This is a genomic window from Rhodopseudomonas sp. WA056, from assembly GCF_010906995.1.
GTDB classification, from domain to species: domain Bacteria; phylum Pseudomonadota; class Alphaproteobacteria; order Rhizobiales; family Xanthobacteraceae; genus Rhodopseudomonas; species Rhodopseudomonas palustris_G.
The window spans coordinates 1-9,119 of the sequence record NZ_QPFS01000160.1 but is presented as its reverse complement, the minus strand read 5'-3'; the positions used below and the strand labels follow the sequence as shown (position 1 = coordinate 9,119).

8 protein-coding genes are annotated in these 9,119 nt (G+C 65.9%); 3 read left to right on the top strand and 5 right to left on the bottom strand.

Annotation, left to right across the window (positions count from 1 at the left end; all coding sequences use genetic code 11):
• Positions 1–121 precede the first annotated feature (121 nt).
• Positions 122–997, bottom strand: coding sequence for a dihydrodipicolinate synthase family protein (locus DU475_RS21765; protein ID WP_164633305.1), 876 nt, complete (start codon positions 995–997; stop codon positions 122–124).
• A 132-nt stretch (positions 998–1,129) separates the two neighbouring features.
• Here DU475_RS21765 and DU475_RS21760 point away from each other — a divergent pair, with 132 nt between their 5' ends.
• From DU475_RS21760 to DU475_RS21750, 3 genes are all read left to right on the top strand, one after another.
• Entirely contained in the window at positions 1,130–3,247 is a 2,118-nt protein-coding gene (locus DU475_RS21760) for a S9 family peptidase (RefSeq protein WP_164633304.1), read from the top strand.
• A 159-nt stretch (positions 3,248–3,406) separates the two neighbouring features.
• Complete coding sequence (locus DU475_RS21755) at positions 3,407–4,702, top strand: O-acetylhomoserine aminocarboxypropyltransferase (protein WP_164633303.1); 1,296 nt, start codon at positions 3,407–3,409, stop codon at positions 4,700–4,702.
• Between the two features lie 3 nt (positions 4,703–4,705).
• Complete coding sequence (locus tag DU475_RS21750; RefSeq protein WP_013503622.1) at positions 4,706–5,488, top strand: alpha/beta fold hydrolase; 783 nt, start codon at positions 4,706–4,708, stop codon at positions 5,486–5,488.
• A 141-nt stretch (positions 5,489–5,629) separates the two neighbouring features.
• Here the strand turns inward: DU475_RS21750 and cbbX are convergent, their stop codons facing one another.
• The 4 genes from cbbX to DU475_RS21730 all read right to left on the bottom strand — a co-directional run.
• Entirely contained in the window at positions 5,630–6,553 is a 924-nt protein-coding gene (gene cbbX, locus DU475_RS21745) for a CbbX protein (protein WP_164633302.1), read from the bottom strand.
• Positions 6,554–6,555: 2 nt separating this feature from the next.
• Positions 6,556–6,978, bottom strand: a complete 423-nt coding sequence (locus DU475_RS21740) for a ribulose bisphosphate carboxylase small subunit (protein ID WP_047309881.1) — start codon at positions 6,976–6,978, stop codon at positions 6,556–6,558.
• Positions 6,979–6,990: 12 nt separating this feature from the next.
• The gene (locus DU475_RS21735; RefSeq protein WP_142882163.1) at positions 6,991–8,448 is read right to left on the bottom strand and encodes a form I ribulose bisphosphate carboxylase large subunit; all 1,458 of its coding nucleotides are present in this window, start codon (positions 8,446–8,448) and stop codon (positions 6,991–6,993) included.
• 199 nt (positions 8,449–8,647) lie between these two features.
• On the bottom strand, positions 8,648–9,119 hold a 472-nt coding region (locus DU475_RS21730), incomplete at its 5' end, for an Hpt domain-containing protein (RefSeq protein ID WP_164633301.1).

Below are 9,119 nucleotides of genomic sequence, written 5' to 3'. Positions count from 1 at the left end.
GTGCTGAACGACAGTTGCGCCACGACGTTCTGGACGCTCAAAGACAAGCAGTGCCTGGGGACCCCCACCCCCTACCCCTCCCCGCAAGGGGGAGGGGAGCGCGCTGCGACGCGTGGCGTACTTACGCGATCTCCGCCAGTACCTTCTCCACGGCTTTCCGCTCCTCGGTGGTCAGCGCGGCTTGCGGGGGGACGGGATCGCCGACGTCGTAGCCTTGCAGCGACAGGCCGGCCTTGATGCAGGCGGCGAGGTTGAATTTGGCGAAGGCTTCGTTGACGCGCCACAGCTTGCGCTGCAGCTTCAAGGCCTCGTCCCAGCGCTGCGTCTTGCACAGCTCGTACAGCGCAACGCTCTGGCGCGGCGCGATGCAGGCGGGGCCGGCCATCCAGCCGACGCCGCCGATCAGCATCACCGCCGCGGGAATGTGCGCCGAGGCCGAGAACACTTGCAGTGCGTCGCCGCAGCGACCCATGATCGACAGCAGCCGCCCGGTATTGGTCGACGCGTCCTTGATGTAGCGAATCCGCGGATGCTCGGCGAGCCGGGCGATCACATCCAGCGTCAGATCCGAGCGCTGGAATTGCGGGTTGGTGTAGATCACCACCGGAATCTCGACCGCATCGGCGATGGCGCGGAAATAGCTTTCGATCTGCGCGTCCTTGAGCGGAAAATACGCTTCGAGAATCGCCAGAATGCCGTCGGCGCCCAGCTTCTCGTAAAGCCTCGCCTGCGCCACCGCATCCGCCACCGAGGTCGAGGCGACGCCGGCGACCACCGGCACGCGGTGCTGCGCGGCCTCGATCGTCGCCCGCACCACCGCTTCGCGTTGTGCGGTGCCGAGATAGGCGAATTCGCCGGTCGAGCCGAGCGGCGTCAGCCCGTGCACGCCGGCCTGGATCAGATCGTCGCACAGCCGGCCCATCACATCGGCGCGAACGCGGCCTTCCGCATCGAGCGGAGACACCAGATAAGGGAACACGCCGTGAAAATCCGCCATCATCCAATCCCGTCACTTGTCCACATCGGGCCGCCGGAACCGGCGCCCGGCGCCTATCCAGCGCAATCCGCCCGGCGCCGCAAGGCGGAAACGTGCTAAGCCTGCCCGACCCACCCTGAACGAGACCTGCCGATGACCTCTGCCCTGCCCCGTGCCGCCAACCAGCAACCGCCGGTCGCGCCGCGCCGTCCGCATAGCTTCACCACCCACGGCATCACGCTGACCGACGACTATGCCTGGCTGAAGGATCCGAACTGGCAGGAGGTGCTGCGCGATCCGTCGCTGCTCGATCCGGACATCCGCAGCTATCTCGAGGCCGAGAACGGCTACACCGACAGCGTGCTCGGCCACACCACGAGTTTGCAGAAGAAGCTGGTCGCTGAGATGCGCGGCCGGATCAAGGAGGACGATTCCAGCGTCCCGTCGCCGGATGGGCCTTACGCTTACTTGCGCAAATATCGCGAGGGCGGCCAGCATCCGCTGTACGGCCGCGTCGCGCGCGACGGCAGCGGCGAGATCGACATCATCCTCGACGGCGACGAACTGGCCAAGGGCCACGACTACTTCCAGTTCGGCGACCGCCGGCATTCGCTCGATCATAAGCTCGAAGGCTGGAGCGCCGACACCAAGGGCTCCGAATACTACACCATCCGCGTCCGCGACTGGGCGACCAAGCAGGATCTGCCGGACGTGGTCGAAGAGACCGACGGCGGGATGGTGTGGACCGCGGATTCGACAGCGTTCTTCTACGTCAAGCTCGACGACAACCACCGCCCGATGCAGGTGTGGCTGCACAAGCTCGGCACCCAGCAGGCCGACGACCTTCTCATCTACGAAGAGCCGGACTCCGGCTGGTTCACCCATATCCACGAGAGCACCAGCGGCCGGTTCTGCGTCATCGCCGGCGGCGATCACGAGACCTCCGAGCAGCGGCTGATCGACGTCTCCGATCCGACCGCACCGCCGCGTCTGGTCGCCAAGCGCGAACTCGGCGTGCAGTATTCGCTCGGCGACCGCGGCGACGAACTGTTCATCCTGACCAATGCCGACGGCGCGATCGACTTCAAGATCGTCACCGCGCCGCTGGCTGAGCCGACCCGCAACAACTGGCGTGACCTGATCCCGCATCGCGCCGGCATCTATGTGATCGATTTCGATCTCACCACCGGCCACCTGATCCGGCTGGAGCGCGCCAATGCGCTGCCGTCGATCACCATCCGCGATCTTGCGACCGGCGACGAACATGCCATCGCGTTCGCCGAGACCGCTTATTCGCTCGGCACCATCGGCGGCTACGAGTTCGACACCACGAACCTGCGGTTCTCGTATTCGTCGATGACGACGCCGTCGGAAGTCTACGACTACGACATGGCGACGCGGCAGCGCGTCTTGCGCAAACGTCAGGAGATTCCCTCCGGCCACAATCCGGCCGATTACGTCACCACCCGGATCATGGCGAAGGCGGACGACGGCGCCGAGGTGCCGGTGTCGATCCTGCATCGGGCCGGCCTCACGCTCGACGGCCAGGCCCCGCTGCTGCTGTATGGTTATGGCTCCTACGGCCACGCGATGGGCGCCGGCTTTTCGGCCAACGCGCTGTCGCTGGTCGACCGCGGCTTCGTCTATGCGATCGCCCATATCCGCGGCGGCGCCGACAAGGGCTGGGGCTGGTATCTCGACGGCAAGCGCGAGAAGAAGACCAATTCGTTCGACGACTTCGCCGCCAGCGTCCGCGCACTGATTGCGGCGAACTACACCTCGCCCAAGCGCATCGTCGCCCACGGCGGCAGCGCCGGCGGCATGCTGATGGGCGCGGTCGCCAACCGCTCGGGCGACCTGTTCGCCGGCATCGTCGCCGAGGTGCCATTCGTCGACGTGCTCAACACCATGCTGGACGACAAGCTGCCGCTGACGCCGCCGGAATGGCCGGAGTGGGGCAACCCGATCGCCAGTGAAACCGACTTCAAGACCATCCTGTCGTACTCGCCCTACGACAATGTCGCGCCGAAGGACTACCCGGCAATCCTGGCGATGGGCGGCCTCACCGATCCCCGCGTCACCTATTGGGAGCCGGCCAAATGGGTCGCGCGGCTGCGCGCCACCATGACAGGCGGCGGCCCGGTGCTGCTGCGCATCAACATGGGCGCCGGCCACGGCGGCGCCTCCGGCCGCTTCAGCCGGCTCGACGAGATCGCGATCGTCTATGCCTTCGCGCTGTGGGCGGTCGGTAAGGCTGACGCCGAAGCGTGAGCGTGGCATAAAGCCATTCAGACAACCCCTCCCCGTCATTGCGAGCGAAGCGAAGCAATCCAGAAGCGCCGAGCACTGAGCCTGGATTGCTTCGTCGCTCCGCTCCTCGCAATGACGGAGCCCAACTAACAAGTCTTCAGGAAACAACCCGAGCACATCATGGCCGCACCCAAACCGCCCGGATTTGAAACCCTCAGCCTGCACGCCGGGCAGCATCCCGATCCGCTGACCGGCTCGCGCGCGGTGCCGATCTATCAGACCACGTCCTACGTGTTTCAGGACACCGACCACGCCGCGGCGCTGTTCAATATGGAGCGGCCCGGCCACCCCCACACGCGAATTTCCAACCCGACGATCGCGGTGCTGGAAGAGCGGATCGCCGCGCTGGAGAACGGCGTCGGCGCGGTGGCGACCGCCAGCGGCATGGCAGCGCTGCATCTGGCGATCGCGACGCTGCTGAATGCCGGCGATCACATCGTCGCCTCATCCTCGCTGTACGGCGGCACGATCAACCTGCTCGCGCACACGCTGCCGCGGTTCGGCATCACCACCACCTTCGTCGCGCCGCGCGATCACGCCGGCCTCGCGGCAGCGATCCAGCCGAACACCCGGCTGATGATCGGCGAGACCATCGGCAATCCGGGCCTCGAAGTGCTCGACATCCCGAAGGTCGCGGGAATCGCCCACGAGGCGAAGATTCCGCTGCTGATCGACAACACTTTCGCGACGCCGTACCTGAGCAAGCCGATCGAACTCGGCGCCGACATCGTGATGCATTCGGCGACCAAATGGCTCGGCGGCCACGGCATCGCGATCGGCGGCGTGCTGGTCGACGGCGGCCGGTTCGACTGGCGTGGCTCCGGCAAGTTTCCGACGCTGACCGAGCCCTATGCCGGCTATCACGACGTCGTCTTCGACGAGCAGTTCGGCCCGCCGGCCTTCGTCATCCGCGCGCGAATGGAAGGCCTGCGTGACTTCGGCGCCTGCCTGTCACCAACCAACGCTTTCCAACTGCTGCAGGGCATCGAGACGCTGCCGGTGCGGATGGATCGGCATGTCACCAACACCAAGGCGGTGCTCGACTTCCTCCAGGCCAACAAGGCAGTCGACTGGGTGCTGCATCCGACGCTGGAACACCACCCCGACTATGAACTGGCCAAGACGCTGCTGCCGAACGGCGCCGGCTCGATCATCTCGTTCGGCATCAAGGGCGGCCGCGCCGCCGGCCGCAAGTTCATCGAAGCGCTGCGGCTGACCAGCCATCTCGCCAATGTCGGCGACGCCAAGACGCTGGTGATTCATCCGGCTTCGACCACGCATCAGCAGATGAGCGCCGAACAACTGAAGGCCGCCGGGATCGGCGAGGAGCTGATCCGGCTGTCGGTCGGCATCGAGACCGCCGACGACATTATCGCTGACCTGGCGCAGGCTCTGCGCGTTTCGCAGAAGGGCTGAGTCATGCAGATCAAGGTCAACGGGACAGACACCTTCGTTGCCACCGGCGGCAAGCCGTTCGACGCGTCGCTGCCGGCCGCGGTGTTCATCCACGGCGCCGGCTTCGATCGCTCGGTGTGGGCGCTGCAGACGCGCTGGTTCGCGCATCACGGCTACGCCGTGCTGGCGCCCGACCTCCCCGGCCACGGCCGCTCCGGCGGCGAGCCGCTGAAGACGATCGCCGAAATGGCCGACTGGATCGCCGCGCTGCTCGACGCCACAGGCGCGCAAGCTGCCAAGCTGATCGGCCATTCGATGGGCTCGCTGATCGCGCTGGAGACCGCCGCACGGCACCCGGCCAAGGTGGCGTCGCTGGCGCTGATCGGCACCACCTCGACCATGGCGGTCGGCCCCGACCTGCTGAAAGCCGCCGAAGCCAACGATCCCGCGGCAGTTGCGATGATGACGATCTGGGGCCTCGGCCCGGACGCCGAGATCGGCGGCAACCTCGCGCCCGGCCTGTGGATGCACGGCGGCTCGGTACGCGTGCTCGAAGCCAACAAGCCCGGCGTGATCTTCAACGATCTGTCCGCCTGCAACGACTACAAGGACGCGCTGACGGCCGCCGCAAAGGTGACGGTGCCGACGCTGTTCATCCTCGGCGAACGCGACATGATGACCCCGACCAAGAACGGCAAGACCCTGGCAGCAGCAATCGCCGGCTCACGCACCGTCATTCTGAAAGGCGCCGGCCACACCATGATGGTCGAGCGCCCGGACGACGTGCTGAAGGCATTGCAGGGATAAGCGTCCGCCAGCCCCACACCCGTCATTCCGGGGCGCTCGCGCCAGCGAGCGAACCCGGAATCCCGAGCTGTGGAGCATCCGGCGTCGCAACAACCTCCGGATTCCGGGTTCGCGCTTCGCGCGCCCCGGAATGACCGCCGATTAGTTTGTCCCCTCACCCTTCCCGAACACCCGGCTCGCCAGCACATCGCCCGCTTCGATCGTCATGATGTCCTCGGCGGTGAGCGAGCGGTCGAGGTCGGCGATCAGGCGGTTGGCCTGGCGGAGGCGGATACGGTCGAGCGCGTTGCGGATCGAGCGGGCGTTGGCGAACAACGGCTGGGTCTTGCGGATGCCGATGTAGCGCTCGAAGGCGGCCTTCGCTTCCGGGGCGAAGTGATAGTTCTGCTCGTTCAGCATGCCTTCGGCGATCGTCAGCAATTCGCCGTCGGTGTAGTCCGGGAAGTCGATATGGTGGGCGATCCGCGAGCGGAAGCCGGGATTGCTCTGGAAGAACTTCTCCATCCGGTCGGCATAGCCGGCCAGGATCACCACCAGATCGTCGCGCTGGTTCTCCATCACCTGGAGCAGGATCTCGATCGCTTCCTGGCCGTAGTCGCGCTCGTTCTCCGGGCGATATAGATAGTAGGCCTCGTCGATGAACAGCACGCCGCCCATCGCCTTTTTCAGCACTTCCTTGGTCTTCGGCGCGGTGTGGCCGATATACTGCCCGACCAATTCGTCGCGGGTGACCGAGACGACGTGGCCGCGGCGGACGAAGCCGAGCTTGTGCAGGATCGAGGCGATGCGCAGCGCCACCGTGGTCTTGCCGGTGCCCGGATTGCCGGTGAACGACATGTGCAGCGTCGGGTTGCCGGTGGCGAGTCCCATCCGCTTGCGCAGGCGTTCGACCAGCAGCAGCGCGGCGATCTCACGGATGCGGGTCTTCACCGGCTTCAGCCCGATCAGCTCACGATCGAGCTGATCGAGCACTTCACCGATGCCGACTTCGTTGAACTCGGCGCGGAGATCGACGCGCGCGGGCGGCGCGTCGTCTCCATTGGGCGTCGTTGCTGTCGTGTCCACGATCAGCCTCCGTAGCGGCGGCCTTCAGGCTTGTCGGCCGAATAGGCGCGCGTGGTGTAACGCATGTTGCGGCCGTCGACCTCCTGACGGTCGAGCCGGAAGCCGGGTTCGTCCTTCGGGCGGTTGACGATGAACGACAGCCGCACCGACTCCCAGCCGTGCGAGGAGTCGAACGCCGACAGCCGGATGTAGCGGTCGCCGTAAATCTTGCGGCATTCGTTCAGTTCCATCATCACGCCGGCGGCGTCCTGCAGATCGAACATCGGCAGGCCCCACATCTCCCAATAGGTGTTGCGGGGATGCGGGTCGTCGGTGAATTCGAGGTTCACCGCCCAGCCCTTGGACAGCGCGTATTGCACCTGGGCGGCGATCTGTTCGTCGGTGAGATCGGGCAGGAACGAGAAACAGCCTTGGGTCAGTCGCATGGGTGCGCTCCTTTAGACCGAGACCGACGGGGTCGGCGCGTAGTCGGGGGTGTCGGTGGATTCGTAGTTGAAGGTCACGTTCTTCCAGGTGTCGAGCGCGGCCTTCAGCGGCGTGCAGGTCTGCGCCGCCTTGGCGAGGATTTCCGGGCCTTCGTGCAGGTAGTCGCGGCCCTCGTTGCGGGCGAGGATCATGGCTTCCAACGCGACGCGGTTGGCGGTGGCGCCGGCCGCGATGCCCATCGGGTGGCCGATGGTGCCGCCGCCGAACTGCAGCACGACGTCTTCGCCGAGCAGGTGGAGCAACTGGTGCATCTGGCCGGCGTGGATGCCGCCCGAGGCCACCGGCATCAGCTTGTTGAGGCTGGCCCAATGCTGGTCGAAGAACAGCCCGTTCTCCAGCGCCATCGGGTTGAAGTCCTCGCGGCAGATGTCGTAGTAGCCCTTGGTGGTCGCCGGATCGCCTTCGAGCTTGCCGACCACGGTGCCGGCATGGATGTGATCGACGCCGGCGAGCCGCATCCACTTGGCGATGACGCGGAACGACACGCCGTGATTGCGCTGCCGCGTGTAGGTCGAGTGACCGGCACGATGCAGATGCAGGATCATGTCGTTCTTGCGCGCCCACTTGGCCATCGACTGGATCGCGGTGTAGCCGATCACGAGGTCGATCATGACGATGATCGAGCCGAGCTCCTTGGCGTATTCGGCGCGCTCGTACATGTCCTCCATCGTCGCCGCGGTGACGTTGAGGTAGGTGCCCTTGATCTCGCCGGTCTGCGCCTGCGCCTTGTTGACCGCCTCCATGCAGTACTGGAAGCGCTCGCGCCAGTGCATGAACGGCTGCGAGTTGATGTTCTCGTCGTCCTTGGTGAAGTCGAGACCGCCCTTCAGCGCTTCGTACACCACGCGGCCGTAGTTGCGGCCCGACAGGCCGAGCTTCGGCTTGACGGTGGCGCCGAGCAGCGGCCGGCCGAACTTGTCCATGCGCTCGCGCTCGACCACGATGCCGGTCGCCGGGCCCTGGAACGTCTTCACGTAGGCGATCGGCAGCCGCATGTCCTCGAGCCGCAGCGCCTTCAGCGGCTTGAAGCCGAACACGTTGCCGATGATCGACGCGGTCAGGTTGGCGATCGAGCCCGGCTCGAACAAATCGAGGTCGTAGGCGATGTAGGCGAAGTACTGGCCGGGGGAATTCGGCACCGGATCGACCCGGTAGCACTTGGCGCGGTACTTCTCGGCCGCGGTCAGGCGATCGGTCCACACCACTGTCCAGGTCGCGGTCGAGGATTCGCCGGCAACCGCCGCGGAGGCTTCGATCGGATCGACGCCGTCCTGCGGGGTGACGCGGAACAGCGCGATGACGTCGGTGTCCTTCGGCTCGTAGTCGGGCTCCCAATAGCCCATCTTCTTGTATTCCATCACGCCCGACTTGTACCGGTCCTTGCCGCGGATGGTGGTTGTCTCGTTCATGTCGTCCTCCTTGAAAGCCCTGTCCGGCCGAGGCGGCAGGATGATCGGACGCCGTTCGGAAGCCTGATCGCGCGGCTCGCGCGATGCCGATCGGCGCCGGATTGCGTTGCGGGACGACTTTGACCACAACCGTATAAATAAGAGAAATTTCAATATCTTCGATATTGCAAAAGAAATTCTTATATCGCGCCGGCCCGGCTCAGACCAGTTGTTGCGCTCCGTCGAGCACCGGAGCAGCGTTGTCCAAAGCGTCGTGGAGCGCGACGAAAGCGCCGGGAATATCCTTGCTGGGCTGGCAGGCTCGCTCCATCCGGCGGCACGCCGCCGCCAACTGCATGAAGCCGAGCTGGCCGGCCAGCGACACGGTCTTGTGAGCCACCGCTCCGAGCGCGGCGCGGGACTCCTGGTCGAGCTGCGACGCATCGATGTGGTGCGGCCATTGCGCCCGGATACGCGCCGTGGCGTCGCGAAGCTGGGCGAAGAAGCCGGCGATATCGTCATCGCTGGCGAACAGCCGCAGATCTTCCAGCGCCTCGTGATCACGCACCGGAGGCTCGATCTCCGAACCGAGGCCGACCGGCGCCAGCGGTTCCGACGGCACGTGCGGCACGCCGACGTCTGCCCATCGCGCCACGCAGGCGAGCAGTTCGGCGCGGTTGATCGGCTTGCCG

Excerpts from the sequence above, each read along its gene's own strand:
- DU475_RS21765 (WP_164633305.1), bottom strand. The coding sequence starts at position 997 with ATGGCGGATTTTCACGGCGTGTTCCCTTATCTGGTGTCTCCGCTCGAT.
- DU475_RS21760 (WP_164633304.1), top strand. The coding sequence starts at position 1,130 with ATGACCTCTGCCCTGCCCCGTGCCGCCAACCAGCAACCGCCGGTCGCG.
- DU475_RS21755 (WP_164633303.1), top strand. The coding sequence starts at position 3,407 with ATGGCCGCACCCAAACCGCCCGGATTTGAAACCCTCAGCCTGCACGCC.
- DU475_RS21750 (WP_013503622.1), top strand. The coding sequence starts at position 4,706 with ATGCAGATCAAGGTCAACGGGACAGACACCTTCGTTGCCACCGGCGGC.
- DU475_RS21740 (WP_047309881.1), bottom strand. The coding sequence starts at position 6,978 with ATGCGACTGACCCAAGGCTGTTTCTCGTTCCTGCCCGATCTCACCGAC.
- DU475_RS21735 (WP_142882163.1), bottom strand. The coding sequence starts at position 8,448 with ATGAACGAGACAACCACCATCCGCGGCAAGGACCGGTACAAGTCGGGC.